The following is a 26,976-nucleotide window of genomic DNA, read 5'->3' on the forward strand; positions in this document are numbered from 1 at the left end:
AATGAAGATCGCCCCTGATCGAGCAGCAGCCCGCTACACTCCACCGCGCAGCCCTCTGAACAGGCAAAACGTCGAAGTCCTGCTGGAGTACTAGTTGGAGCCGTCGTGCTGGCCGCCGCCGGTGCCCTCGCCCTCGCCGTACCGGCTGAGGCCGCGACCGGCCTCCTGGTGGTGAACGGCGTCCCCCACCAGAACCCGCAGCGGGGTTGCTACGCGACCTGGTCGCCGATCTCGATCCAGAACCACACGACGTCCATCGTCCTGGTCCACGCGGCGGCGAACTGTCAGGGCCCGGTGACGGCCGAGGTGGACCCGGGCCAGTCGGCGACGACGTTCGGCGCGAGCTACTTCGTCTTCTGATCAGTCGTCACACATGCTCCACGATGGCGGTCGTGCGCCTGCCGGTGGGCACCGCACGATCGGAGAAGGCGGGGCAACTCGGCCGGGACATACTGAAGTTCGTTGATCGCACGGTCGGTGCGGCGCGGCTCCGGCGGTTCGTCGGATGGCCGGCGCCCCGGTGACGAGACCAGGACGGACGGACACAGGATGGCGGACCCGCAGGACGTGATCGCGGCGCTGGGCGCCGAGGGCGGCGAGATCGACCGACTCGTCGCGGACCTGGACGAGGAGCAGTGGGGGCTGCCGACGCCGGCGCCCGGGTGGACGATCGCCCACCAGGTGGCCCACCTGGCGGCGACCTTCAAGATGGCCGGGACCGCGGCCGCGGCGCCGGACGCGTTCCGGGCGATCGTGTCGCGGATCGGCGGGGACTTCGACGGGGCGGTGCAGACCGCGCTGCTGCCCTACCTGGCGGAGCCGCCGGAGCGGCTGTACGCGCTGTGGCAGGCCGAACGGGCGGCGGCGGAGAAGGCGTTGGCGGAGGTGCCGGCCGGCGAGCTGGTGCCGTGGCTGGTGCGGCCGATCCCGGCCCCGGTGCTGGCGGCGGCCGGGATGATGGAGCTGTTCGGGCACGGGCAGGACATCGCGGACGCGCTCGGCGTGGACCGCCCGCGCACGGACCGGCTCCGGCCGCTGGTCGAATTCGCCGTCAGGGTCTGGGACTTCGGCTACCAGGCGCGGAAGCTGCCGACGCCGGAGAAGGAGTTCCGGTTCGAGATCACGGCGCCCTCCGGCGCGCTCTGGGCGTACGGCCCGGTCGACGCGACGGACCGGGTGAGCGGGCCCGCGGAGGACTTCTGCCTGCTGGTCACCCGCCGCCGCCACCCCGACGACCTGGCGGTGACCGCCACCGGCGCCGACGCGCAGGCGTGGCTGGAGATCGCCCAGGCCTACCGCGGCCCGGCCGGGTCCGGACGCACCCCCGGGCAGTTCGCCAAGCGGTAGAGCCCCACACCCACGACGAGGAGAACCGATATGCCCGAGCTCACCTCCGACCAGGCCGCCGCCGTCGAGGTCCCGCAGCGCATCGTCGCCGCGTGGGCCGGACACGACCACGACGCCTTCGCCGACCTCTTCACCGAGGACGCCCACCTGATCCTCGCGGGGGACGTCTTCCTGCAGGGCCGCGAGGCCATCCGCACGTTCATGGCCCAGGCCTACGCGGGCCCGTTCAAGGGCACCCGGGTGACCGGCGACCCGCTGGCCGCCAAGTTCCACGGGCCCGACTTCGCCCTCGTCGTCACCCAGGGCGGCGTCCTCGCCCCGGGGGAGACGGAGGTCGCCCGCGAGCGCGCGATCCGTGCGACGTGGATGCTGTCCCGCCAGTCCGGTGGCGAGTGGCGCGTCGCCGGGTACCAGAACACCCCGATCCACGCGGGCTAGCCACACCCGAACAGGACGGTCCGCTGACGGAAAGTCGGCGGACCGTCTCGGTGTGCGCGCGGCCCGGAGCCGCTACTCCACCATCGCGGTGGCGATGCGGCGGATCATCTCCCGGCGCTGCTCGCGGCCGGCCAGGTCGATGACCGTGAGCACCTCGGGGTTGGCCGCCGCCCACAGCATCGCGAGGTGGACGAGCAGGGCGAACAGCACCTGCGGCTCGAAGCGGGTCGAGACCAGGCCCCTGGCCTGGGCGTCGGCGATGGCGGCGCTCCTGGCGCGGACCTCGGCGACCCCGAGGTCGTTGAGCGCGTCCCCGTGTTCGAGGCGCTGCCAGGTGATGATCCGGGGCATGTCCGGGTGCTCCTCGTAGAGGTCGCTCAGCCCGGCCGCGAACCCGGGGAGGTCGTCCACGTCGAGGGGCACGCCCACCACGATCAGTTCGACCAGCTCGCTCCAGACGGCGTCGAACAGCCCGGACTTGTTCCCGAAGTAGTGGTAGATCTGCGCCTTGTTGCTCTGCGCGGCCGCGGCGATGCGGTCGACGCGGGCGCCGTGCAGCCCGTACGCGGCGAACTCGGCCCGGCCGGCCGCGATGAGTCTGCGCTTGGTCGCCTCCGCGTCGCGCTCCATGCACCCTGCTCCTAACTAACCGGTTACTTGACAGGTCCACCTCGGCACCAATGTAATCAACTAACCGTCCAGTTGAATACGGCTGCGGGCAACGACCACGGGGGGTCAGGGAGGGAACCGGGCGTGGAACCGGGCATGGTGATGGTCGGTCGGGACGGCGAACGGGCCCGGCTGGCCGCGTTCGTGCGGGCCGGCGACGGGCGGGCGCTGCTGCTCAGGGGCGAGGCGGGCGTCGGCAAGAGCGCGCTGCTCGACCTGGCGGGGCGGCTCGCCGCCGCGGACGGTCAGCTGGTGGTCCGCGCCACCGGGGTCGAGGCGGAGGCCGAACTGCCGTACGCCGGACTGCACCAGCTGCTCTACCCGCTGCTCCCCGACGCCGGGCGGCCGGCCGGCGCACGGCCGGACGCCGCCGCGCGGGCGGCGCTCGACGCCGCGTTCGGCGGGATGGACGGCCCGCCGCCCTCCGTCATGGCCCTCGGCATCGCCGTGCTCAACCTGCTGTCGGCGACGGCCTCGCGCAGACCGGTGCTGCTGGTCCTCGACGACGGCCAGTGGCTGGACGACGCCAGCGCCGACGTGTGCGGGTTCGTCGGCCGCCGGCTGAGCGGCAGCCCCGGCGTGAAGCTCCTGGTGGCCGTCCGCAGCGACACGGCCTCCCGCTTCGACACGGCCGCGCTGCCCGAGGCGCCCGTCGCCGCGCTCGCCGACGACGACGCCGCGTGCCTGCTGGCCCGCCACCACCCGGAGCTGGACGCGCGGCTGCGCGGCCTCGTGCTGGACCAGGCCCGCGGCAACCCCCTGGCCCTGCTGGAGCTGCCCGCCCACCTGGCCGCCCGCGCGGCGGCCCCCGCCGCCGGCGTGCCGGAGGACCTGCTCGGCCTGCACGCCCTACCGCTGCCGCGGCGGATCCAGGACGTCTACGCCGCCCGCATCGCGCGCCTCGGCGACTCCGTCCGGGCGGAGCTGCTGACGGGCGCCCTCGACGGCGCGACGGCCAGGGTGGGCGACGGCCCGGCCCCGGCCGCGCGCTACCGCATGCGCGGCGTCGACGAGGCGCTCGCGTGCGGCCTGCTGGTCGCCGAACCGGCCACCGGAGAACCCGCCTTCCGCCACCCCCTCGTCCGGTCGAGCATCGTGCAGCTGTCCACCCCCGACCAGCGCCGCGCCGCCCACCGGGTGCTGGCGCACGTCCACCGGGAGAACGTGGAGCGGTGTGCCACGCACCTGGCCGCGGCCACCGTCGACCCCGACGAGGACGTCGCCGCCGCCCTGGAGACCGCGGCCCGCTCGGCGACCCGGCGCGGCGGCGCGCTCTTGGCGGTGTCCTGGCTGACCCGCGCCGCCGAGCTGAGCGAGCACGGCGCCGACCGCTCCCGGCGGCTCGGCGACGCGGCGTTCGTCGCCGGGCAGGCCGACCGGCTCGGCCAGGCCCGCAGCCTCGCCCTCGCCGCGTCGGCCGGCGGGCCGGACGAGAACCCGGCCGCCGTCCTCGCCAACGCCTACCTGGCGCTCTACCAGGACGGCGACGTGCGCTCCACCCACCGTCAGGTCCTGGCCGCGGTGAAGAAGCTGCGCGACGAGACGCCGGGCCGGCCCGACGACGAGGTGCTCCACCGCCTGGTCAGCCTCCTGCTCGCGGTCAGCCAGTACGCCGGCGGCCACGCCGCCTGGGAGCGCACCCACGAGGTGCTCGCCTCCCTCGGCGACCTCGCCACCGAGCCCGCCCGGATGTACGGCAGCACCTGGAGCGACGTCGTCCGCCACGGCGCGGGCTGGGCCGGACCGATCGAACGGGCCGCGGCCGGCCTGGCCGACCAGGACCCCTGGGACGTCACGCGGCTGGCCGTGTCGGCCTACCACCTCGACCTCCTGACACCGCTGCGCCCCCACCTGGAGCGCGTCGTGGACCGCGAACTGGAGACCGGCGCCACGTCCAGCGGCATCGTCATGCTGCACCTGATCATGCTCGACCAGCTGGCGGTCGGTCACTGGGAGGCGGCCGAGCGCACCGGGCGCCGGGCGCTGGCCCTCGCGGTCGAGCGCGGCCACGGACTGTTCGCCCACCAGACGCGCGCCTACCTGGCCCAACTGGCCGCCGTGCGCGGCCGGGCGGACGAGGCGCGGGACCTGCAGGCCGCCGTCGACGCGTGGGCCCGACCGCGCGGCGTCGGGTTCCTCACCCAGATCGCCGACTCCGTCGGCGCGACCACCGCGCTGAGCGCCGGCGACTACGAGACCGCGTTCCTCTACGCGATCGGCATCACCGCCCCCGGGGCGTTCCGGCCCTACGCCTACCAGGCGTCGCGGACCCTGCTCGACCTCGTCGAGGCGGCCCTGCACACCGGGCGCGCCGAGCAGGCCCGCGACCACGCCCTCGCCGCGCGGGACGCCGGCCTGCCCGGGATCTCGCCGCGCCTGGCGCTGATCACCTACGGCGCCCTGGCGATGACGGCCGACGACGACGGGGAGGCGGCCGCGATGTGCGCGCGCGCCGCCGCGCACCCGGCCGCCGACCGGTTCCCGTTCGAGCTGGCCCGGATCCGGCTGGCCCACGGGATCCGGTGCGCCGCACCCAGGGCGGCGCTGCGGCCCGCGAGTTCCTCGCCCCGGCGGCCGAAGCGCTCGACCGGCTCGGCGCCGGCGGCTGGGCCGCGCGGGCGCAGGCCGAACTGCGGGCGGCCGGGGCCGTCCCCCGGACGCCGGCCGTGCCCGCCGCGACGGTGGCGCTCACGTGGCAGGAACGCCGAGTGGCGGACCTGGCCGCCGGGGGCCTGACGAACAAGGAGATCGGCGAGCAGATGCGGCTGTCACCCCGCACCGTCGGCGCGCACCTCTACCGTGCGTTCCCCAAGCTGGGCATCACGACGAGGGCGGCGCTGCGGGACGCGCTGACCAGGCTGGACGGCCGCCTTGCGACACCGTGACCTCGGCACGCCGACCAGGTTGGACAGCCGCCTCGCCGCACCGTGACGTCAGCCCGTGCCGGCGGCGACCTCCTCGATGCGGCGGGCCAGGTACTTGCGCTCGGTGTCGGTGGTGGCCAGGTCGAGGGCGAGGCGGTAGGCGTGGGCGGCCTCGTCCCAGCGTTCGAGGCGGCGCAGGAGGTCGGCGCGGACGGCCGGCAGCAGGTGGTAGCCGCTGAGTTCGCGGCCGGCGGCGAGCTCGTCGACCAGGGCCAGGCCGGCCGCCGGGCCCTCGGCCATCGCGACGGCCACCGCGCGGTTGAGCTCGACGACGGGGGACGCGGCGAGGCCCGCGAGGCGGGCGTAGAGGTGGGCGATCGCGGACCAGTCGGTGTCCGCCTCGGAGGGGGCGGTCGCGTGGCAGGCGGCGATGGTGGCCTGGAGCTGGTAGTGGCCGACCTCGCCGAGGTCCAGGGCCGACTCCAGCAGGGCGACGCCCTCGTCGATCTCCGCGCGGTGCCAGCGCGAGCGGTCCTGGTCGGCGAGGGGCACGAGCTCGCCGTCGGGGTTCACCCGGGCGTCCCGGCGGGCGTGGTGGAGCAGCATGAGCGCGCCCAGGCCGAGCACCTCGGGCTGGTCGGGCATCAGGCGGGCGAGGAGGCGGACGAGCCGGATCGCCTCGCCGCACAGGTCGGGCCGCAGCAGGTCGGCGCCGGTGGAGGCGGCGTAGCCCTCGTTGAAGAGCAGGTAGAGCACCGCGAGGACGCCGGGCAGCCGCTGCGGGAGGAGTTCCTTGCCGGGCACCTGGTAGGGGATGCCGGAGTGGCGGATCTTCTCCTTGCCGCGCACGAGGCGTTTGGCCATGGTCTGTTCGGAGACGAGGCAGGCGCGGGCGATCTCGGCGGTGGTGAGGCCGGCGAGGGTGCGCAGGGTGAGGGCGACGCGGGAGACGAGCGGCAGCGCCGGGTGGCAGCAGGTGAACATGAGCCGCAGGCGGTCGTCGGTGATGTCGTTGGGCTCGGCGGGGGCCCGTTCCTCGTCGTGGCGCAGGTCGACGGCGACCTGCTGGAGCTTGACGGCCTCGACCTTGCGGCGGCGCAGCCGGTCGATGGCGCGGTTGCGCGCGGTGGTGACGATCCAGGCGCCGGGGCGGGCGGGCACGCCGTCCTGCGGCCAGCGGGCGAGCGCCTGGGCGAAGGCCTCCTGGGCGCACTCCTCGGCGAGGTCCCAGTCGCCGGTGGTGCGGATCAGCGTCGCGACCACCCGGGCCCATTCGGCCCGGAAGGTGGTCGCGACGGCGGACTCGACGTTCACGCTCAGCCGCGGAAGGGGCGGATCTCGATCACGCCGTACTCGGCCACGGGATGGCGGGCGGCGATCTTGACGGCCTCTTCGAGGTCGGCGCAGTCGATGATGTCGTAGCCCGCGATGACCTCCTTGGTCTCCGCGAACGGGCCGTCGCCGAGCACGACCTCGCCGCCGCGCAGGCGGACGGTGGTGGCGGCGTGGTAGGGGCTCAGCTCGTCGCCGTGCAGGCGGATGCCGGCCGCGTCGAGCTCGTCGGCCCAGGGCATCGGCTCGTCGGGCTCGACCGGCTTCTGCGGCTCGCCCTCGTAGGCGGCCTTGTCGACGCAGACGAAGAGCATGAACTTCATGACCCCAACTCTCGGTTGACGGACGCGCGGCAACCGAATTCTAGGGCGGGACCGGCACCGGCCGCCCGGTGATCGCACCGGGCGGCCGGAACGGACCGTCCGTCACCGCACTCCCACGACGAACAGGGGGAGCGGTTCTGGACAATCACGTGGCTGGACAGTGCGGGACACTTCTCAGCTCAGGCCCTTGGCGGCGAGCTCGCGCACCACCGTCCAGGCCGCGGCGCCGAAGTCGCCGACCGCGGTGCGGTTGACGTTCTTGATCGTGTCGCAGGCCTGGTGGAAGCACGGGTCGTTCTCCTGGCCCGCGGTGCCGCCGTACTTCTTGGCCTGGTCCGGGGTCTTGACCTCGGCCGCGCCGCCGAACAGGCCGCTGGTCGGGACGCCCGCGTTCATCAGCGGCCCGTAGTCGGAGTCGCCGTCGAACGTGGTGGGCGGGTGCGGATCGGTGGCCATGCCGCGCGCGGCGAACGCGTCGGTGAACAGCTTCGTGATTTTGTCCGACCCGGCCGGTCCGCTGCCGTCGAAGACGTAGCGGGTGTAGTTCGGCGAGCCGATCGAGTCCAGGTGGACGGCGGCGAAGATCTTGGCCACCTCGGCCGGGCCGATCGTGTCGACGTAGTGGAGCGAGCCCTGGAGCCCGACCGCGCCGGTGGCGTCGCGGAAGGCGCGGGTCTCCTCGGCGCCGAAGAACGCGAAGCGGACCTTGTAGTGCGGCGGCACGTGCAGGCGCGCGAGCTGCCGCGCGATCTCCAGGGCCGTCGCCACGCCGGTGCCGTTCTCGTTGATCCCGGGGCCGCTGGGCAGGGCGTCGAGCTCGGCGTGCACGAGCACGACGTGGTTCGGGTCGCCGCCGCGCGTCTCCGCGATGATGTTGCGGGTCTCCGCGTTGGGGTTCTGCTCGGTGTTCGTCACGAGGTGGACGGTCGCACCGGTGCTCGACGTGGCCGCCTGGTAGAGGGCGAGGCCACTGGCGTAGTCGAGGCCGACCACCGGGATGCCGGTGGGCCCGCCGATCGTGCCGGTCAGCGCGCCGTCACGGCCCGGCTGGCCCTCGTTGAACATCATCACGGCCTTGTAGCCGGCCGCCTGCGCGTTGGCCGTCTTCGGCGCGAAGCCGCAGCCGCCGCGCTGGATCAGCGCGATCCGGACGGCCCCGGCCGGCACCGGGGGGAAGTCCCCGGGGGCGCAGCCGGAGGCCGAACTCGGCTGGGGCGTCGGCGGGACGACCACGTTGGTCGTCGGCACCACGGTGCCCGTCACGTCCGCGCTGCCCGAGTAGACGAACGTGTCGGCCTTGATGGTGACGGCGTTGGGAGAGACCTCGGTCAGCGCGGCGGGGCTCAGTTCCCGGTAGTACGGGATGGTGAACTGCTGCTCCTGGACGTCGTAGCCGGAGTGGCGCAGGGTGCGCTCCACGTAGTCGGCGGCGGCGTCGTACCCGTCGGTGCCCGAGGCGCGCAGGCCGTCGTTGTGGTCGGCGATGCGCTGGAGGGCGCGGACGTGGGTCATGATGCCGTTGGTCGTGACGCCCCTGGTGAGGGCGAGGTCGGGAGAGTCGCCGTCGTCGGCGCTCGCGGGCGTGGCCGCGCCCGCGAGGGCTATCGCCGTCAAGAGGGTGGTGAACAGGGCGGTCCATCTTCGCAAGGGGTTCCTCCTGGGAACGGGTGTGTGGGAGAGGTCGCCAGGCGCGCCGGCTCGTTCGCGATCGGCTACTTGTAGGCGAGCGCCTGGAGTTCGAAGAGTTCCGCGTACAGGCCGTCGGCCTTCATGAGGGTGGCGTGGTCGCCGGTCTCGACGACGCGGCCGTCGCGGACGACGACGATCAGGTCCGCCATGCGCACGGTGGAGAACCGGTGCGAGACGAGGAGCGTGATCGCGCCGGTGGACGCGCCGAGGGTGCGGGCCTGGGTCGCGTAGCGCTCGAAGAGGTGGTGCTCGGCCTCGGGGTCGAGCGCGGAGGTGGGTTCGTCCAGGACGAGGAGCAGCGGGGCCTCGCGCATCAGGGCCCGGCCGAGGGCGAGCTTCTGCCACTGGCCGCCGGAGAGTTCGGCGCCCTCGGTCCAGCTGGTGCCGAGCTGGGTGTCGAGGCCGTCGGACAGCTGGCCGACGACGTCGGTGGCGTGGGCCTTTTCGAGGGCCTCGCGGACGGCCGCGTCGTCGTCGAGCCGGGGCAGGTCGCCGACGCCGACGGTGTGGCGGGCGGGCAGCTCGAAGCGGACGAAGTCCTGGAAGCCGGCGGCGATCCGCTCGCGCCACTCCTCGGTGGGCAGGTCGCGCAGGTCGGTGCCGTCGAGCAGGATGCGGCCGCGGGTGGGGCGGTAGAGGCCGCACAGGAGTTTGACGAGGGTGCTCTTGCCGGCGCCGTTCTCGCCGATGACGGCGACGGTGGAGCCGGCCGGCAGGGCGAGCGAGACGCCGGACAGGGCCGGGGCGTCCGTGCCGGGGTAGGCGAAGTCGACGTCGTCCAGCCGGATGCCGCGGGTGAAGCGCTCCGGGGGTGCCTGCCGTGCGGCGGGGGCGTCGGCCCGGGTGACGACGTCGCGCATGGTGTCCATGCGGCGCAGGGTGCCGGTCATCCGCTGGAGGTCGCCGAGGAGGTTGACGGCCGAAGCGACCTGCCGGTTGACCTGGGTGGCGAGCGAGATGACGAGGACGACGTCGCCGACGCCGTGGCGACCGGAGATCGCCTCGCGGATCACCAGGATCATGGCGCCCATGTAGGCGAGGCCGAAGACGGTCTGCCCGCCGGCGCGGACGGCGGCCGCGCGGGTGTTGGCGCGCCACAGGCCGCGGCTGGTGGTGTCCCACAGTTCGGCGTGGCGGCGGCGCAGTTCGTCGCTCATCCGGAAGACCCGCAGCTCGCCGGCGAAACGGGCGTTGGCGGAGAGCCGGAAGAGGTTGAGCGCGATGCGGGTGGGCTCGGCGGTGGCGGTCCTGGCGCGGTCGGTGACGGCCTCGGCCTTGCGGCCGGCGATCAGCGGCGGGACGGCGGCCAGCGGCAGCAGCAGGAGCAGCGGGTTGAGCCGGGCGAGCAGGACGGCGGTGAAGACCACGGCGAGGATCAGCCCGAACAGGCTGAACAGGGCCTGGAAGGCGTTCGGGAAGCGCCGGCTCTCGGGCTGGAGGACGGTCACGAGGTCGGCGTAGTCGGAGCGTTCGTGGTGCTCGATGCCCTCGGAGCCGTTGGAGAGGGTGATCAGGTCCTCGACGAAGTGCTGTTCGGCGAGTTCGGCGAGTTCGAAGTAGGCGACGTGGGCGAAGTTGCCGAAGGACAGCGTGACGACGGCGAGGATCGCGACGACGATCCCGTACCCGCCCGCGGTGCCGCCGCGGCCCTGGACGACGGCGTCGGTCATGAGGCCGAGGAAGGCGGCGAGCAGGGGGGCGGCGACGGCGCCGGCCATCATCAGCACGGTCGCGGTGACGGTCTTGCGCCAGTCGACCTTCCAGGCGATCGAGAGCAGCCGCCAGGTGCCGGACAGGGTCTCCTTCATCGTGCGCTCCCGGCTGCTTCGGTGCTCTCGGTGGTCTCGTCGTCGGAGGTGACTTCCCCGGAGGTGTCCGCGTCGGAGGTGTCCGCGTCCGTGAAGCGGTCGGCCTGGAGGCGGAAGAGCCGGGCGTAGCGGCCCTCGGCGGCGAGGAGTTCGTCGTGGCTTCCCTGCTCGGCGACCCGGCCGCCCTCCAGCACGACGATGTGGTCGGCCTGGCGGACGGTGGAGAAGCGGTGCGAGATCAGCAGCGTGGTGGCCCCGCGGGAGAGTTCGGTGAACTCCCGGAAGAACCCGGCCTCGGCGCGGACGTCCAGGCTCGCGGTGGGCTCGTCGAGGACCAGGACCGGCGAGCCGTGCCGCAGCGCGAACAGGGCGCGGGCGAGGGCGACGCGCTGCCACTGCCCGCCGGAGAGGTCGCCGCCGCCGTCGAGGTGGCGGGCGAGCGGGGTGTCGAGGCCGCGCGGCAGCCCGTCGAGGGCCTCGCGCAGGCCGACGGCGTCGATGACGGCCTCCACACCGGCGCGGTCGTCGCGGTGCGCGACGGACCCGAAGGCGACGTTGTCGGCGGCGGAGACCTCGTAGCGGGCGAAGTCCTGGAAGATGACGCCGAGTTTGGCCCGCCAGGCCTCGACGGGGTAGCTGCGGATTTCGACGCCGTCCAGCTTGATGGTGCCGGACGTGGGCTCGTAGAGCCGGGCGAGGAGCTTGACGAGCGTCGTCTTGCCGGCGCCGTTGAGGCCGACGAGCGCGGTGCACCGCCCGACGGTGAGCGTGAGGTCCAGGCCGTCGAGGATCACCCGGTCCTCGCCGGGGTAGTGGAAGGAGACGTCCTCGAAGGTGATGGTGTGCGCGGGCTCCGGCACCTCGACGGCCGCGGCCCGGGCGGGCTCCTCCGCCGCGAGGCGGCCCAGGAAGCTCTTGGTGGCGCCGTAGGCGTGCATGCCGACGGCCGTCGGCAGGTCGGACTCGCGGTAGAACTCGCCGAGGGTGAGCGCGCTGAGTGCCGCCGTGACGACCAGGGCGAAGTCGGTGAGGGTGAGGTCGGCGCCGGGACCGGCCGCGCCGCGCCCCACGAGGGCCATCACGGTCGCGGTCACCGCCATGCCCCAGGCGGTGAACCACACGAACGGCCACAGGTAGATGCGGCGCCGGGCCGCCCACAGCGGCACCAGCCACTCCCGGTAGGAGGAGCCCCAGAAGCCGCGCAGCCAGCCGTTCAGGCCGAAGACGCGGATCTCCTTGGCGGCGCCCGAGGCGATCGCGAGCTCGCGCAGGTAGTCGTTCTTCAGCTCGGCGCCGTCGAGTTCGAAGCGGACGTCGGCGTACTTGCGCAGCCCGCCGCGCAGCCCGTAGCGGAACAGCAGCACGGCGACCACCAGCCCGGCCGCGGCGAGCCAGGAGAAGACGGCGCCCACCACCCCGGCGTAGCCGGCGAGTTGGGTGTAGCGGCCGATCAGGGCGAGCTGGCCGGCGCAGGCCTGGCCCGGGCTCTGCACCCAGGTCTCCAGCTCGCGGGCCGCGGTGCGCAGGTCCTCCACGACCTGCGGGTCCTCCAGCGGGCCCACGCTCGTCGTGCCGGTGGCGGCGGCGATCACGTCGTCGATCACCTCGCCGTCGATCCGCCGGGCCACCAGCTCGCCGACCGACTCGCGGACGGGTGCGACGACCTGCTGCCCGATGAAGGCCGCCGCGGCCACGAAGAACGCACCGAGCAGCGAGTCCCACGCGGGGGAGTCCAAGCCGCCTGCCATCGCCGCCGGCACCTTGCCCAGCAGCACCGCCGTCGCGATCACGAACACCACCGGCAGCGCGCCCAGCAGCACGTTGACGAGCACGTCGAGGGCGATCAGCCCGGCGCCCGCACGGCGGGTCAGCGCCGAGATCTCCAGCCGCTCGCGCACCAGGCGGGCCGCCGTGCTCTCCGCGCCCTCGGTCTGCGGGGCGCTCACCGCGCACGCTCCCCGGCGCCGCGTTCCAGAACCTTCGCCATCGCTCCTCCGTGTCTCCGGTGGGGTGTCTCGGCCGCCACCCCCTTGGCCGTTGCTGCCACTGCGACGAACCGGGCCCCGCCGGATGGACGGACCGCGTCCGTCCGGAGGGGCCCGCCCTCCCGTCAGATGCGGAGCACGACCTTCCCGACGTACGCGCCGTGCATCAGGTTGACGGCGGCGCTCACGCCGTTCTCCAGGCCGTCGACGACCGTCTCGGCGACGACGATCTCCCCCGAGCGCACCCACTTCGGGAACCGCTCGTCGAAGACCGGGAACAGCTCGGGGTGGTCGAAGGTGTAGTAGCCGAGGAGTTCGAGCCGCTTGCCGATCACGGCCATCATGTTGCGCGGTCCCTCGGCGGATCCGGTGCGGATCTCCTCGTTGCGCCCGCCCATGACGATCCGCCCGCGCGGGCGCATCGCGTCGATCGCCGCCTCCAGGTGGGCGCCGCCGACGTTGTCGTAGTACACGTCCAGCTCCGGCAGCCGCGGCCGCACGCCCTCGTGGTAGTCGAAGGCGTCGTCGAAGCCGAGGCTCTCCCTGAGGTAGCGGACCTTCTCCGGCGTGCCCGCCGAGCCGATCACCCGGGTCGCCCCCCGCAGCCGGGCCAGCTGGCCCGCCATGCTGCCCACCCCACCGGCCGCGCTGGACACGAAGAACGTGTCGCCCGGCCGGATCTGCGCCACCTCGGTGCCGACGTAGGCCGTCAGCCCGAAGCACAGGTGGTGGGTGAGCGAGGGGTACGCGTCCGGGTCGACCCGGCGGAACTCGCCGGCTTCCGCGACCGCGTAGTCGCGGAAGCCGAACCGGTGCCAGACGACGTCCCCGGGGCTCAGCCGTTCGTCGGCGGTGTCGACCACCTCGCCGATCGCGTCGCACCACATCGGCGCCCCGACCGCGAAGTCGGGGATGTCGAGCGTGCTCAGGTCGTTCATCCGCAGGACCAGCCCGGGATCGATCGACATGAACAGGTTGCGGACGACGACCTGGCCGGGGCCCGGTTCCGGGACCGGGACCTCGACCACCCTGGTGTCCCCGGCCCGCGGGAAGCGGCCCGCGGGCCGGGACACCAGGTGCACCTCACGACCGAGCCTCACGAGAACCTCCCCCTGTACGGCGGGCGACCCGCCCGCGGTCTCACGCTCTGCCCGGCCCGTAGGCGGAGTCGGCGGCGGCGGTCAGGCCGGCCGCGGCCGTCCGCGCGTCGATCCCCTCCTTGATCCCGGCGACGATCGCCTGGGCCTCCGCGGCCGTCGGCGCCGCCGCGATGACCGCGACGATCGGGTCCGGCCAGGGCAGCGCCCGCACGCTCGTCGGGTACGCCCGCACCCCGTCCGCCCAGAGCTTCTCGAACACCGGCCGGATGTGGTCCTCGTACGTCGTGCCCTCGGCGACCTGCAGCATGAAGTGCGCGGAGAGCGTCAGCTCCTTCTCCGCGCCCCACAGCCGCAGCAGGCCGCCCGCGTGCAGCGAGCCGCTGCGCCGGGCGTTGATCTCGGTGATGTACAGCCGGTCGTCGTCCCCGGCCACGCAGTCGATGCACATCCAGCCGCGGTAGCCCAGCTTGTGCGCGGCCGCGCCGACCTCGTGCGCGGCCTGGGTGAGCCGCTCGCCCCACTCCGGCGGCAGCGCGCCGACGCCGACGTCGACGCTGCGGAAGGAATAGCCGTGCTCGACGGTCAGCGCGCACCACACGACGTCCTCGACGCCGTCCTCGCCGATCAGGATGTCCGCGGCCGGGCAGCCGACGCCCTCGGCGTGCTCCTGGAAGCGCTGGATCAGGATCGGGAACGCGAAGAAGGAGTCCCGGCCCGCGTTGTCCAGGAACTCCTCGACGGCGCCCGGCTCGTCGCGGACGACGCCGGAGCCGTCGCCGGCCACGCCGAAGAGCGTCCGGGCGATCACCTTGCCGTACCGGGCCGTCATCGCCTTCAGGCCGCCGCGCAGCTCGACCCAGTTGCCGGCGACCATGCCCGGGGCGACGTTGATGCCCGGCAGCTCGCGGGCCAGGTCCAGCGGGCTGATCTTGGAGTCCAGGTAGAGGCTCGCCCAGTAGGCGTCCTCGTCGACGTGGTCCAGCTCCACGGACTTGCCCCAGCCGCGCACCAGCGCCGCCAGCAGGTACGTCTCGTCGGTCGGGCCGACGATCTGGAGCTTCACCGCGTCGTACGGCTCCAGCAGCCCGCGCAGCCGCGCCTGCGCGTCGCCGTCCTTGAGGAAGTCCTCCACCAGCAGCCCGGTGCGCCTGGCCGGCGACACCACCGGCGCCGGGTCCAGGCCCAGCGTCCGGTGGATGTCGTCGAACCACTGCCGGTTCCAGCCGAGCGGGAGCACCAGGACCCGGGGGTTGGGGCTCCAGAAGACCGAGTGCTCGCACTCGTACGTGCCGCTGAAGCGCACCACCCGCTCGCGCTCCTCACCGGTGAGGTTCAGGGCGGGGTTGCGCAGGTGGTACTCGGCACTGTTGGGGACGATGAGCTCGACGACTTGCGACATCTGCGGGGTCCTCTCCCGTAATCTGAGAAGTCGGCTGCTGGACTGCGGCGTTGGGGTGCGGCGTTGAGGCGCTACGCCTCCGGGGACAGCTCCTGGGCGATCTCCCAGACGTTCCCGGCCGGGTCGGCGAAGGTGGCCGTCCGCCGGCCCCACGGCTGGTCCACCGGCCCGTTGAGGAGGTCCACGCCGTGCTCGGCCAGCTCGGCGCAGACGGCCTCGGCGTCGGCGACGTTGATCGTGAGCAGCGCGCGGGCGCCGGTCTCCGGGCCGCCGACCGGGGTCGGCGCGACCAGGCCGTGCGCCTCGCCGACCTCCAACAGGTTGATCATCAGGTTGCGCATCTTCAGGGCGGCGGACTCGCCGTCCTCGTAGACCACCTCCAGGCCGAAGACGTCGAGGTAGAACTTCTTCGTGGCGGCGAGGTCCTCCACGAAGAGGGTGATGACCTCGATCTCGTTCAGGGCCTTGATCATGTGGTGCTCCTCGGGTCTCTTGTGCGTGGTACGGGTGCCCGACCGGGCGGGCCACCCCCTCGACGAACGGGGGCGGCCCGGATGGACACCCCCGTCGGCTACAGATCGCGCGCGGCTGCGTCGACGGCGAGGATGCGGAACTCCGAGGTGTACCGCGCCCCCTCCGCGTCCCGGAGCCACAGCCCGTCCGCGTCCGGCAGCATCTCGGTGAGCGTGACGGAGCCGTTCTCCTCCTCCACCGAGCGGCGCACCGCCTTGGCCAGGATGTTGACCAGCACCAGGCTGGTGAAGTCGACGAACGCGGGCTTGTCCTCCACCGGGACCTTGTAGAACGCCCGCTCGGGCAGGCCCTGTTCGAGCCGCCAGCGGCGGGCGGCCCGGAAGCGCTCGGGCTCGGACTTCACCGCGGCCCAGGCGAGCTCGCCCGCCGGGAAGCTCCACGACTCCCGGGCCACCACCATGCGGTCGACGGTGATGCGCGGGTTGTGGCGCGCCTTGGCGACCGGCTTGAACGCGTTGATCGCCGCCGCCGCGAGCGGCTCGCCCACCACGTGCGCCAGCGGCGCCGCGAACGACCCGGCGCGCGAGCGGACGACCAGCCGCTCGCCCTCCCGGCGCACGAACAGCGCGGCGGCCGGCATGATCGGGCCCGGCGGGGTCACGGCCTCGGGGTGCATCGTCCAGTACGTGTACTCGGGCGACAGCAGCGCCGACGGCGGCGACACCCGCGAACTCACGCCCGGCACGTCCCGGTTCATGATCCCGTAGATCCGGCTCCCGCGCATGTCCGCCTCGGCCGCCGCCAGCATCGACGGCGGGTCGTCGTGCTGCTCGACGAAGACCCGGCTCTCCATCGTGTTGAACGACAGGTGCAGTTCGCCGAGCACGAGCAGGAACTCCCCGCGCCCCACCGCCTCCTCGTCCGCCGCGGCCAGCATGAAGTCCGGCGAGTGGTGCACCGCCGTCGGCCACGGCAGCGGGCGAGCGGGGAAGAGCTCGGCCACCCGCCCGGCGATGTCCTCGCTGCGCAGTTCGACGCGCTTGGCGTCCGGGGGCAGCCGCAGCACGTCCGCCCAGCGGCGCTGGAACTCGTCGACCGCGCGGCGGGCCGGCTTCGACAGGCCGCGGATGTTGAAGTACAGCTGCGGCGTCGCGAGGCTCAGGATCGCCGCCAGCGGCACCTCAGGGTCGCCGTGCTGCGCGACCCTGCGCTCGTAGATGTCGGTCAGGTAGCGGTCGAACTCCTGGCCCACCTCCGCGACCAGCCACCGCCCGCTGTCCAGCAGCAGCGCGAGCGGCCCGGCCAGGGCGTCGCGCAGGACCGGGCCGAGGTCGACCCGGACGTCGCGGACGGTGTCCTCGTAGACGAGCGTCCGCCCGGCGTACGTCTGGCCCGCGCGGCGCTCGCCGGCGACGCCCGTGATCTCCTCGAAGCACGCGCCGAGGGCGGCCATCGCGGCCTCCAGTGCGGCGTCGTCGCCCGCGGCGGCCGAGACCGCGTCCCGGGCGGCGGTGAACCGGGCCGTGACGCCCAGCGCGTACGTCCTGGCCTCCGGGTCGGCGATCCGCTCCAGGCGGGCGACGAGCGAGCGCTCGGGGTGGGCCTCGATCGCGCCGACGACGTCGTGCCGGAGCAACTGGCGGGCGACGAGGTCCTCGACGGTGGCCAGGAGGGCGGCCGGATCGCCCAGTTCGGGGAACTCGGACCACGCGAGCTCGTCCGCGAGCTCGGGGAGCGAGCGGACCCCGTCGACGAGTGCGAGCAACTCCGCCTCGGCCTCCGTGAGGTGCACGGGCGGACGGCCGGGCGCGAGGAGCGTGGAGCCCGCGAGGTGGTGCGCGGCGAACCGGCGCGGCGCCAGCCACGGGCGGACGCGCGGGTCGTCCGAGAGGGCCCGGGCGACGGCGTCCACCGCCCAGATCTCGAAGTAGACCGTGCGCCGGGACAGGAAGTCCGGGCCGACGCGCGAAGCGAGCGGCGCGCCGCCGTCCGTCCACCGGGCCCAGCCGACCGGGCCGACGAAGCCGATGGTGTCGTTCTTCAGCGCGTACCGCTGGAGGTAGCCCGCCACCGCCAGCTCGTGGTTGCGCCCCCGGACGTTGCGCGGCTCGCCGGCCGCGAGCTTGTCCAGGCACAGCTTCAGCAGCTTCGGGTTCTGCCAGGCGACGGCCTCCCGGAAGCGCGGCGTCGTCGACGCCCCGCGCACGGCGGCGGACAGGCGCTCGGAGGCCCGCGCGTACTCGGCGCGGTAGGCGTCCGCGTCGTCGGCGTCCGCCGCGGCCGCGAGCGCCGGGTCCGTGAGTGGCCGCACGGTGTCGGCGGGGAAGCCGGTGCTGCGCAGGACGACGTCGCGCCACACGGACCAGCCGGTGGCTCTCAGCGGGACGAGGTGGTGCCCGTCGGACCCGGTCATACTGCCTTCTTCCGTTCGATCTGGGCCGCGAGGGCGTCCAGGGTGGGGTAGTCGAAGAGGGCGGCGATGCCGAGGTCCACGCCGAACTCGTCGTGGATGTGGGAGACCAGCTCGACCGCGGTGAGGGAGTTGCCGCCGATGTCGAAGAAGTCCGCGCCGTCGGCGATCTCGGGCCAGCCCAGCAGGCCCGTCCACAGCTCGCGCAGGCGGGCGGTGGTGGCGTCCCGTTCGGTCGGGACGGCCACGGGGGGAGCGGGGGCCGGCTCGGCTTTCTGGCCTTCCCGGCTTTCCTGGTCGGGAATATGACGGATCGTCACATAGGTCGGCGTGTGCGCCTGCAACAGCTCCAGGAGGAGCGTCGCGTCGGTGGGCCGGGGCGTGGAGACGACGAGCGTGCGGGCCGCGGGCGGGGCGCTGGTGGCCGCGAGGGCGGTGAGGACGGCGTCGGCGGCGTCGGGGCGGCTCCGCGTGACGGCCGCGAACAGGTCGAGCGCCGGGCGGCCGGCGAAGGCTCGGGCGAGGGCCGCGAGGCCGAACGCCCGGGGCCCGAAGGCGTCCGCCTCGGCCGCGTCGGGGGCCGGGCCGGCCAGGTGGAGGACGCCGTGGACGGGGCCGTGGCGGCCGGTGACGTCGTCGAGGAGGGCGGTGAGCGCCGCGTGGTCGGTGACGTCGCACGCGGCCGGCTCGACGGTCGCGCCCAGGGACGCCAACTCGGCGAGGAGTTCGGGCCGTTCGGCAGCCTTCAGGCCGACGAGGACGAGCGTGGGGTGCAGTCCGGTCGCGGCCAGCCCGCGGGCCACCCGGACGCCGAGGCGGCCGGTGCCGCCGGTGATCAGATAGGTGCCGGCGGGCCGGAGGGCGGGGCCCTCGGCCGGGGTGACGGCGAGCGGGTGCTCGGTGGGGACCCAGCGACGGGTACCGCGGAGTGCTACCACGTCCTCGCCGCCCGCGCGGAGTTCGGCGGCGAGCTCTCGGTCGGGCACGGACCCGCCGAGGTCGATCAGGCGGACCCCGGCCTCCCCGGCGAGCGCGGTGAGCGCGGCGTGGCCCGGGCGCAGCCGGTCGTGGCCACTGACGTCCACGGCGTGTTCGGTGAGGACGACGAGTTCAGGTGCCCCGCTCTCGGCGGCCTGGTGCAGCAGTTCGGTGGCGGCGGTGTGGCCGGCCGCCAACTGCTCGGCCAGGTCGGAGCCTTCGGGGCGGCCGAGGCTCCCGGCGTGGACCAGGAGACCGGGCGTCACGCCGCGCTCGCGCAGGGTGCGGAAGGCGCGGGCGAGGTCCTGGGGTTCGCCCTCGCGGACGACGAAGCCGACCTCGCGGTCCTCGTAATCGGCACCCGGCGTGAGCGGGACGACCCGTAGCCCGGCCTCGCGCAGTGCGGCGGTGACCCGGCGGGCGGCCGGCTCGTCGGCGGGGAGGGCGGCGACGGCGGTGCGGGCGACCGGTTCGGGGCGGTGTGCCGGGCGGGGGAGTTCGCGCCAACTGGGCAGCGTGAAGGGGGAGTCGGCCGGAGTCTGCTGGGCTTCCTCCTCGGCCGCCACGTCGACCCAGTACCGCTGCCGTTCGTACGGGTAGCCGGGCACGGGCGCGCGGCCCGCGTCCGACAGGTCCTCGACGGCCGTCCAGTCGATCGCGTGCCCTTCCGTCCACACGGCGGCGACCGCGGTGAGCGTCGACTGCACGTCGGCGAGCGGCTCGGTCCTGCGCTGGGCCAGGGTCGGCAGCACCCGGTGGCGTGCGGCGTCCACGGCGGGGTGCTGGCGCAGGGCCGAGGTGAGCGTGCGGCCGGGGCCGCACTCGATCAGCAGCTGCCGCCCGTCGGTGCCGGCGAGCGCCGCCACCGCGTCCGCGAACCGCACCGGCCGCACCAACTGCCCGGCCCAGAAGGCCGGATCGGTGGCCTCGGCGTCGCTCACGAGCCCGCCGGTCGCCGAGGAGTAGAGGTCGAGGGCGGGCGTGGAGAACCGCAGCCCCCGCAGGGACTCCTCGAAGGCCTCCGCCGCCGGGGCCGCGAGCGGCACGTGCGAGGCGCGGCTGAACGGGACCGGGCGGACGTTCATCCCGGCCTCCTGCAGCTCGGCGCCCGCCCGCGCCACGGCGTCCACCGGACCGGCGACCACCACCATGCGCGGGCCGTTGACGACTGCCACGTGCACGTCGTCCGGCAGCAGCGGAGCGACGGCGGCCTCCGCCGCCGCGACGGCGAGCATGGCGCCGGGCGGTGTGGCGGCGAGCGCCCGCGAGCGGGCGACGACGGCCCGCACGGCGTCCTCGGCGGTCAGCACCCCCGCGGCTGCGGCCGCCGCGAGTTCGCCGAGGCTGTGCCCCAGGACGGCGCCCGGCCGCACGCCCCACGCGTGCCAGGCCTGCGCCAGCGCGTGCTCGACGGCGAACAGCAGCGGCTGGGCGACGTCAGGGTCGGCGATCCGCCCGGCGTCGGCCTCCCGCCACAGGCCGCGCAGCGGCACGCCCTCGGCCTCGAAGAGGTCGAGGCAGGCGTCGAAGGCGCGGGCGTAGGCGGGGGAGCGGTCGTGGAGGTCGAGGGCCATGCCCGGGTGCTGGCTGCCCATGCCGGGGAAGAGCAGCGCGATGCGGCTGCCCGAGGGGCCGGTGGCGGGGCCGCTCGCCGCCGCCAGCAGGTCGGCCGCCTCGCGGGCGCCCGTGGCGACCACCGCGCCGCGGTACGGGTGCGTCGTGCGGCCCTGCTGGAGGGTCGCGACGCTCGCGGCGAAGTCCGGTGCGGCGGAGGTGAAATGACCGGCGAGCCGGGTCCGGTAGCGCTCCGCCGCCTCGGGCGTGCGCGCGGACCAGACGACGATCCGCGGGCGTTCCGTCGTGGCCGCGGGTGCCGGACGCACCGGCGCCTCCTCCAGCACGACGTGCGCGTTGGTGCCGCCCACGCCGTACGTGTTGACAGCCGCCACCCGGGGCCGCTCGGCCCGGCGCTCCCACGGCACCGCGGCGGTCGGCAGCTCGAACGGCGAGTCGTCGATGCCGAGTTCGGGGTTCGCGGTGCGGAAGCCGAGGGTGCGCGGGACGCTCCCGTGCTCCAGCGTCAGCACGACCTTGATCAGCGAGGCGATCCCCGACGCGTGGCCGAGGTGCCCGATGTTGCCCTTGACGGAGGTGAGGACCGTGGCGCCGCTGCCCGTGGCGCCGAGGTACCGGTAGGCCGAGGTGAGCGCGGCCACTTCGATCGGGTCGCCGAGGACGGTGCCCGAGGCGTGCGCCTCCACCAGGCCGACGTCGCCGGGCTCGACCTCGGCCGTCAGCATCGCCTCGGCGATCGCGGCCGACTGGCCGGAGACGCTCGGTGCGGCGAACCCGGCCTTGGCGGAACCGTCGTTGTTGACGGCCGAGCCGCGGATCACGGCGCGGATGTGGTCCCGGTCGGCGATCGCGTCGGAGAGCCGCTTGAGCGCGACCACCCCGGCGCCCGAGCCGAACACCGTGCCGGTCGCGTGGGCGTCGAAGGGCCGGCAGTGCCCGTCGCGGCTGATCTTGCCGCCGGGCTCCCACCAGTAGCCGTGCTCCAGCGGCAGTTCGACCTCCGCCCCGCCGACGAGGGCCAGCTCGCACTCGCCCGCGCGCAGCGACGCGGCGGCCAGGTGCAGGGCCACCAGCGGGCTCGCACAGGCCGTCGCGATGCCGAGGCTCGGGCCGTTGAGGCCGAGCTTGTAGGAGACCAGCGGGGCGAGGGAGTCCGTAGAGTTCCAGGTGCTCAGCGACAGGCCGACGCCGTCGCCCCCGCTGCCGCCGTTGCCGGCGCGGCCCTCGCTGCGGCGCACCAGGTCGAGGTAGCGGCCGCGCCCGGCGGAGCCGAACACGCCGACGTCGGCGAGCCGTTCGGGGTCGTAGCCGGCGTCTTCCAGGGCCGCGTGGGCGCACTCCAGGAAGAGCCGGATCTGCGGGTCGCAGATGCGGGCCTCGCGCGGGGTGAGCCCGAAGAACCCGGCGTCGAAGCCGTCGATCTCGGGCACCGTCGCGACGGCCTTGACGTACTGCGGGTCGGCGAGCGCGCGGGCCGGCACGCCGGCCGCGGCGAGTTCCTCGTCGGAGGCGGGGCGGATGGAGCCGACGCCGTCGCGGAGGTTGGCCCAGAACGCGCCGAGGTCGACGGCCCCGGGGAAGCGGCCGGCCATTCCGACGACGGCGACGGGTTCGTACCTGCTCTGGTCGTTCATGCGTTCCCCTGGAGGTCGTGTCGGATGCGTCGGCGCAACTGCCGCCGCTGCTCGGCCGGTGGGGCCGACCGGGGCGCGGGGGGACCGTCCCGGAGCGGCGCGGCCGGAGCGCGGCCGGAGAGGAAGCGGGCCAGCGCGAGGAGGTTCGGGTGCTCGAACATCGCCGTCACCGGGAAGGCGGTGCCCAGCCGTTCGCCCAGCAGGGCGTGGAGGCGCACGACGGCCATCGAGTTGAGCCCGGCGTCGAAGAAGTTGTCGGTGGGCGGGAGGTCGATCCCGATGGCCTCCCGGACGAGGGCGGCCAGTTCGGCGGCGGCCCGGCCGTCCCGGGCGGGGCCGTCGGCGACCGGCGCCCCGGCGGACTTGGCGGCGCGTTCGCGCGGTCCGTCGGTGAACAGGATCTCGGCGGGCACGGCGTAGCGCGGCAGGCGGCGGCGCAGGTGCGAGCGGAGGTCGGCCGGGTCCGGGGCGGCGGTGCCGGGCGCGGTGCGGACGGTGAGCGACAGCACGGGCCCGGCGGCGGTCGTGGTCAGGCCGGCGACGGCGTGCCGGACGGCGGGGTGGTCGAGGGCCGCGCGCTCGACCTGTTCGGGGTCCAGGCGGTAGCCGTCGACGGACAGTTGGCGGTCGAGCCGACCGTGCAGGACGACCGCGCCGGAGGGGTGGCGGCGGCCGCGGTCGCCCGTGCGGTAGGTGCCGGCGGCGGTGTCGAAGCGCTCGCCCCGGCCGGTGCCGTCCAGGTAGCCCGCGGCCAGGTGCGGGGAGCGGACGACGACCTCGCCCGCGTGGCCGACCGGGGCGGGCGTGCCGTCGGGGCGCCGCACGAGGAGCTCGGCGGCTCCCGCGCCGGTGCCGACCGGCAGTTCGGCCGTGTCCGGCAGTCCGGCGAGCGGGCCCTGCCCGGCGGCCAGCCGCCAGACGGAGGCGAGTTGGGGCGTCTCGGTGGCGCCGTACGCGTTCACGACGGCCGCGCCGGTGACGGCCCGCAGCGCGCGGACCATGCCCGCGGTGAGCGGCGCGCCGCCGCTGACGACCAGGCGCAGGTGCGGCAGGCGGGCGGTGTCGTGGGGGCGTCCGGAGAGGAGCAGTTCGAGGAGGGCCGGGGTGGCGTGCAGGACGGTGACGCGCTCGTCGTCGAGCAGCGCGAAGAGCCGGTCGGGGGCGGTGAACACGGACTCGGGCGGGACGACGACGGTGCCGCCCGCCAGCAGCGGGACGAGGAGGTCGCGCAGCAGCGGGTCGTGGCCGACGGCGCCCAGCAGGGCGATCCGGTCCGCCGGGCCGAGGCCGAAGGAGCGCCGGTACCAGTCGAGCGTCCCGGCGAGCGCGGCCGGGGGCACGGCGACGGCGGCCGGGCGGCCGGAGGTGCCGGAGGTGAAGAGGACGTGGCTGGTGCCGGGCAGGTGGCGCGGTTCCCGGGCGCCGGGGCGGATGGTGCCGTCGGCGGTCAGGACGGCCTTGGGGCGCAGGAGGTCCTGGCGTTCGGCGAGCGCGGCGGCGGGCAGGCGCGCGTCCGTGACGGCGACGGCCGCACCCGCCTGCCGGGCGCCGAGGAAGGCGGCGGCGAGGTCGGGTGTGCGGTTGGCGCGCAGCTCAAGGACGTCCCCGGGGAGCACGCCGGCGGCGGTGACGGTGGCGGCCACCTCGTCGCAGCGGCGCAGCAACTCGGCGTACGTCAGTTCCAGTTGGGGGGAGTGGATCGCGATGGCGTCGGGCTGGCGCAGGGCGACGTCCCGGATCCGCGTGAGGACGTCGGGTGCGTCGGGCTGCGGCGGGTGCACCTTCGGTGCGGAGGGGTCGTCGAACGGCGCCCGGTCCGCCGCGAACGCCGCCGCGACCCCGACCACCTGCCGCAGCAGCTCGTCGACCACCGCGTCCTCGAACAGCCCCTCCCGCCCGACGAGTTCGAGCCGCAGCCCGTCGCGCGGGTCGTACCGGAGGTAGAAGTTGAGGTCGAACAGCGCGTACGGCGGCGCCGCGTCCACCCACTGCGCGGGCGCGTCGGCGAAGGCGGGTGCGGGTCCGGTCCGGCTGAGGTCGTTGACCCACACCTGGAACAGCGGGTTGTCCCGGGGCGAGGGCGGCAGCCCGAGCCGGTGAACGATGGCCTGGAACGTGGGCGCGAGGTGGTCGAGCGCCTCCAGCGACCGCTCGCGCACGTGGGCGAGCAGGTCGTCGCGCCCGGCTCGGTCCTCGACGTCGAGCCACAGCGGCACGGTGCTGAGCACGGGCCCGACGAGCTCCTGCTCCCCGGGGCCCAGCCGCCGGCTGACCGGCACGCCCACGGCGACGGACCGCTCGCCCGCCCACGCGGCGAGGACGGTCGCGACGCACGCCACGACGTACGTGGCCCGGGTGTGCCCGCTGCGGGCGAGGAGGGCGTCGACGGAGGCGGTGAGCTCCGGGCCGAGCGCCGCCACCGTCCGGCGGCCGTCGAGCGTCGGGCCGGCTGGGCCGGTGAGGCGGAACGGCAGCGGCGTGCGCGCGGGGGCGTCGGGCAGGAGCGCCGCCCAGTACGCGAGGTCCTCGTGCCAGCGGTCCGAGCCGACGGCGGCGGCCCGCCGGTGGGCGAAGGCGGCGAAGCGGGGTGCGGGCGGCCACTGCGGCGCGAGGCCGCGGACGCGGGCGGTGTAGGCGGTGGCGAGGTCCCGGGCGACGAGTTCGAGGGCGTGCTGATCGGCCACCAGGTGGTGCAGGGAGACGACGAGCAGCGCCGCGCCCGTGCCGCGCAGCAGGCCGACGGAGAGCAGCGGCGGCCGGTCCAGCGGGATCGCCGTCCGGGCGATCGCGGCGACGAACGCGCACGCCGCCGGATCATCGAGCGGGCCGGCGGTCTCCCGGACGGTGAACCGCGGCTCGGCGTGCGGTGCGTACGTCCAGCGCGGGACGCCGTCGATGACGTCGACGGCCGCGCGCAGGAGGTCGTGGCGCCCGAGCACGTCCCGGGCGGCGGCGCGGAGGGCGTCGTCGTCGACGCTCGTGGGGATCCGCAGGGTGCCGACGACGTTGTTGCCGGAATCGTCGGCGAGGGCGCGGTTGAGGAGCCAGAGCGGTTCCTGCACAGGGGTGAGCGGGCTGTGGTCGGCCGGGCCCTCGGCGGCCTCAGGGCGCTCGGTGCGGGGCAGGGTGGCCACGGCGTCGCGTAGGCCGGCCAGGGTGAGGCCGTCCCGCAGGAGCAGTGGCAGCGGCAGGTCGACGCCGCGCAGTTCGGCGAGCCGGGCGATCAGCGCGAGGGCGGTGAGGGAGTGCCCGCCGAGGCTCAGGAAGCCGAGGTCCTCGCGCCGCTGGTCGGCCGGGACGGCGAGCGACTCCCACCAGGCGGCGGCGAGTTCGTCGCTCTCCGCGGCCTTGACGTGCGCCTTGGAGGCCCACCAGTGTTCCGTCTCCTCGGTGATGCGCCGGCGGTCGGCCTTGCCGGAGGTGGTGAGGGGCAGACGGTCGACCCAGCGCAGGGCGTGCGGCACGAAGGCCCTGGGCAGCCGCTCGGCGACGTGGGCGAGGATCGCGTGGTCGGCGTCCGCGTGGCCCTCGGCCCGCACGGCGACGGCGACGAGTTCGGCGGCGAGGCCGTCCGGGGGCCGGAGGGCGACGACGGTGGTGGCGGCGACCGCCGGGTGCGTGGTGAGCGCGGCCTCGACCTCGGTCGGCTCGATCCGGACGCCGCGGATCTTGAGCTGCGCGTCGATCCGGCCGAGGTAGCGCACCCGTCCGGCGTCCAGTGACGCCAAGTCGCCCGTGCGGTACCAGCGTTGGCCGTCCACGACAGGGAAAGCCGCCGCCGTGAGGTCGGGCCGGCCCACGTAGCCGAGCGCCACCTGGACGCCGCCGATCCACAGCTCGCCCGGCTCGCCGTCGCGGGCGGGCGAGCCGTCCGTCCCGACGATCCGCAGGTCGACGTTGTCGATCGGCGCCCCGATGAACACGTCCCCGTCCGGAGCGAGCCCGCGCGGCACCGGCCAGTGCGTGACGTCGATCGCGGCCTCGGTCGGCCCGTACAGATTGTGCAGTTCGGCGCCCGACCACTGCGCGAACCGTGCGGCGAGCGCCGGCGGGAGCGCCTCGCCGCTGCAGAACACCAGCCTCAGCGACGGGAGTTCGGCTGCCGCCAGGCGCAGCTGGGCCGCCAGCATCGTCGGCACGAAGTGGCAGACGGTGATGCCCCCGTCGGCCAGGGCGCGCGCGAGGAGCTGCGGGTCGTAGTGGGCGTCGGCGGGCGGGAAGACGCAGCGGGCGCCCGTGACCACGGGCAGGAAGAACTCCCACCCGGCGACGTCGAAGGTGCTCGGCGTCTTCTGGAGCACGCGGTCGCGCCCGTCGAGGCCGAACCGCCCGGCCATCCACAGGATCCGGTTGGCGAGGGCGGCGGCGCCGACCAGGACGGCCTTGGGGGTGCCCGTCGAGCCCGAGGTGAACAGCGCGTAGACCGGGTCCTCGGGCCCGGCCTCGCGCAGCGGCGCGTACCCGGCGGGCGCCGTGCGCGGCACGGTGACGGCCGGCGCCCCGCCCGGGGCGAGGCCCTCGTGCCCGGCCGCCACCACCGTGCACAGCGGCCGGACGACGCCGACCATGGCCGCGACCCGCCCGGCGGGCTCGTCGGCCGCGATCGGCACGTAGTGGCAGCCGGCCTTGAGCACCCCGAGCAGCGCGACCAGCAGGTCGGCCTGCCGGGGCATCCGCACGGCCACCGGGCCCCGGCGCCCGCCGGTGGCGCCCAGCACGGCGGCCGCGCACGCGTCGCTGAGCAGGTCCAGCTCGGCGTAGGTGAGGGTCCGCCCGGGATCGGAGCAGGCGACGGCGTCCGGGGTGCGCGTCCGCTGGTCGCGGACCAGCCCCGGGACCCCGTACGGCGCCCGGTGGGGCACCCGTGGTCCGCGGAGCACCGGGGCCCCGTCCGTCATGCCGCCACCTGCTCGTGCGCGTCCCGCATGGTTCCCCCCACTGCGCCGTGACT

General features: G+C 74.9%; 17 protein-coding genes. 5 read left to right on the forward strand and 12 right to left on the reverse strand.

All coding sequences use genetic code 11. From position 1 onward, the window contains the following. Positions 1-105: 105 nt before the first annotated feature. From ACFVSN_RS39155 to ACFVSN_RS39165, 3 genes are all read left to right on the forward strand, one after another. Positions 106-360 (forward strand): hypothetical protein, encoded by a 255-nt coding sequence (locus ACFVSN_RS39155; protein WP_387958112.1) that lies wholly within the window; start codon positions 106-108, stop codon positions 358-360. Positions 361-549: 189 nt separating this feature from the next. After that, positions 550-1,347: a TIGR03084 family metal-binding protein gene (locus ACFVSN_RS39160; protein WP_387958114.1), complete on the forward strand. Its 798-nt coding sequence runs from the start codon at positions 550-552 to the stop codon at positions 1,345-1,347. A 30-nt stretch (positions 1,348-1,377) separates the two neighbouring features. After that, a complete protein-coding gene (locus ACFVSN_RS39165; protein ID WP_380445429.1) occupies positions 1,378-1,785 on the forward strand; it encodes an SgcJ/EcaC family oxidoreductase in 408 nt (135 codons plus the stop codon). 72 nt (positions 1,786-1,857) lie between these two features. On the opposite strand, the gene ACFVSN_RS39170 is transcribed toward ACFVSN_RS39165, so the two are convergent. Next, the gene (locus ACFVSN_RS39170; protein WP_387958117.1) at positions 1,858-2,415 is read right to left on the reverse strand and encodes a TetR family transcriptional regulator; all 558 of its coding nucleotides are present in this window, start codon (positions 2,413-2,415) and stop codon (positions 1,858-1,860) included. A gap of 135 nt (positions 2,416-2,550) precedes the next feature. On the opposite strand from ACFVSN_RS39170, the gene ACFVSN_RS39175 reads away from it, so the two are divergent. Continuing rightward, the gene (locus tag ACFVSN_RS39175; RefSeq protein WP_387958119.1) at positions 2,551-5,190 is read left to right on the forward strand and encodes an ATP-binding protein; all 2,640 of its coding nucleotides are present in this window, start codon (positions 2,551-2,553) and stop codon (positions 5,188-5,190) included. Further along, positions 5,163-5,339 carry a response regulator transcription factor gene (locus ACFVSN_RS39180; protein ID WP_387958122.1) on the forward strand — a complete coding sequence of 59 codons (177 nt, stop codon included), beginning with the start codon at positions 5,163-5,165 and terminating at the stop codon, positions 5,337-5,339. Before ACFVSN_RS39175 ends, ACFVSN_RS39180 begins: the two co-directional genes overlap by 28 nt. A gap of 48 nt (positions 5,340-5,387) precedes the next feature. Here the strand turns inward: ACFVSN_RS39180 and ACFVSN_RS39185 are convergent, their stop codons facing one another. The 11 genes from ACFVSN_RS39185 to ACFVSN_RS39235 form a co-directional block, all read right to left on the reverse strand. After that, the gene (locus ACFVSN_RS39185) at positions 5,388-6,632 is read right to left on the reverse strand and encodes an RNA polymerase sigma factor (protein ID WP_387958124.1); all 1,245 of its coding nucleotides are present in this window, start codon (positions 6,630-6,632) and stop codon (positions 5,388-5,390) included. Positions 6,633-6,634: 2 nt separating this feature from the next. Next, a complete protein-coding gene (locus tag ACFVSN_RS39190) occupies positions 6,635-6,973 on the reverse strand; it encodes a YciI family protein (RefSeq protein ID WP_359959702.1) in 339 nt (112 codons plus the stop codon). A 174-nt stretch (positions 6,974-7,147) separates the two neighbouring features. Next, positions 7,148-8,620 (reverse strand): M20/M25/M40 family metallo-hydrolase, encoded by a 1,473-nt coding sequence (locus ACFVSN_RS39195; protein WP_387958126.1) that lies wholly within the window; start codon positions 8,618-8,620, stop codon positions 7,148-7,150. Positions 8,621-8,685: 65 nt separating this feature from the next. Continuing rightward, the gene (locus ACFVSN_RS39200) at positions 8,686-10,470 is read right to left on the reverse strand and encodes an ABC transporter ATP-binding protein (RefSeq protein WP_387958128.1); all 1,785 of its coding nucleotides are present in this window, start codon (positions 10,468-10,470) and stop codon (positions 8,686-8,688) included. Next, positions 10,467-12,416, reverse strand: a complete 1,950-nt coding sequence (locus ACFVSN_RS39205; protein WP_387958130.1) for an ATP-binding cassette domain-containing protein — start codon at positions 12,414-12,416, stop codon at positions 10,467-10,469. Before ACFVSN_RS39205 ends, ACFVSN_RS39200 begins: the two co-directional genes overlap by 4 nt. A gap of 164 nt (positions 12,417-12,580) precedes the next feature. Beyond that, entirely contained in the window at positions 12,581-13,555 is a 975-nt protein-coding gene (locus tag ACFVSN_RS39210; protein WP_387958132.1) for a zinc-binding dehydrogenase, read from the reverse strand. 40 nt (positions 13,556-13,595) lie between these two features. Then, complete coding sequence (locus ACFVSN_RS39215; protein WP_387958134.1) at positions 13,596-14,954, reverse strand: hypothetical protein; 1,359 nt, start codon at positions 14,952-14,954, stop codon at positions 13,596-13,598. 71 nt (positions 14,955-15,025) lie between these two features. Beyond that, complete coding sequence (locus ACFVSN_RS39220; RefSeq protein ID WP_387958137.1) at positions 15,026-15,427, reverse strand: VOC family protein; 402 nt, start codon at positions 15,425-15,427, stop codon at positions 15,026-15,028. Between the two features lie 98 nt (positions 15,428-15,525). Beyond that, a complete protein-coding gene (locus ACFVSN_RS39225; RefSeq protein ID WP_387958139.1) occupies positions 15,526-17,841 on the reverse strand; it encodes a lantibiotic dehydratase in 2,316 nt (771 codons plus the stop codon). Then, the gene (locus ACFVSN_RS39230) at positions 17,838-22,025 is read right to left on the reverse strand and encodes a type I polyketide synthase (protein ID WP_387958141.1); all 4,188 of its coding nucleotides are present in this window, start codon (positions 22,023-22,025) and stop codon (positions 17,838-17,840) included. The genes ACFVSN_RS39225 and ACFVSN_RS39230 overlap by 4 nt, the downstream gene beginning before the upstream one ends. Then, positions 22,022-26,923: an amino acid adenylation domain-containing protein gene (locus ACFVSN_RS39235; protein WP_387958143.1), complete on the reverse strand. Its 4,902-nt coding sequence runs from the start codon at positions 26,921-26,923 to the stop codon at positions 22,022-22,024. The genes ACFVSN_RS39230 and ACFVSN_RS39235 overlap by 4 nt, the downstream gene beginning before the upstream one ends. Between the last annotated feature and the right edge of the window lie 53 nt (positions 26,924-26,976).

The organism is Kitasatospora sp. NPDC057904 (assembly GCF_042887925.1).
GTDB lineage: Bacteria > Actinomycetota > Actinomycetes > Streptomycetales > Streptomycetaceae > Kitasatospora.

Coding starts and splice junctions, on each gene's coding strand:
- ACFVSN_RS39175 (WP_387958119.1), top strand. CDS start 2,551: ATGGTGATGGTCGGTCGGGACGGCGAACGGGCCCGGCTGGCCGCGTTC.
- ACFVSN_RS39220 (WP_387958137.1), bottom strand. CDS start 15,427: ATGATCAAGGCCCTGAACGAGATCGAGGTCATCACCCTCTTCGTGGAG.
- ACFVSN_RS39170 (WP_387958117.1), bottom strand. CDS start 2,415: ATGGAGCGCGACGCGGAGGCGACCAAGCGCAGACTCATCGCGGCCGGC.
- ACFVSN_RS39190 (WP_359959702.1), bottom strand. CDS start 6,973: ATGAAGTTCATGCTCTTCGTCTGCGTCGACAAGGCCGCCTACGAGGGC.
- ACFVSN_RS39235 (WP_387958143.1), bottom strand. CDS start 26,923: ATGACGGACGGGGCCCCGGTGCTCCGCGGACCACGGGTGCCCCACCGG.
- ACFVSN_RS39200 (WP_387958128.1), bottom strand. CDS start 10,470: ATGAAGGAGACCCTGTCCGGCACCTGGCGGCTGCTCTCGATCGCCTGG.
- ACFVSN_RS39230 (WP_387958141.1), bottom strand. CDS start 22,025: ATGAACGACCAGAGCAGGTACGAACCCGTCGCCGTCGTCGGAATGGCC.
- ACFVSN_RS39160 (WP_387958114.1), top strand. CDS start 550: ATGGCGGACCCGCAGGACGTGATCGCGGCGCTGGGCGCCGAGGGCGGC.
- ACFVSN_RS39225 (WP_387958139.1), bottom strand. CDS start 17,841: ATGACCGGGTCCGACGGGCACCACCTCGTCCCGCTGAGAGCCACCGGC.
- ACFVSN_RS39215 (WP_387958134.1), bottom strand. CDS start 14,954: ATGTCGCAAGTCGTCGAGCTCATCGTCCCCAACAGTGCCGAGTACCAC.
- ACFVSN_RS39165 (WP_380445429.1), top strand. CDS start 1,378: ATGCCCGAGCTCACCTCCGACCAGGCCGCCGCCGTCGAGGTCCCGCAG.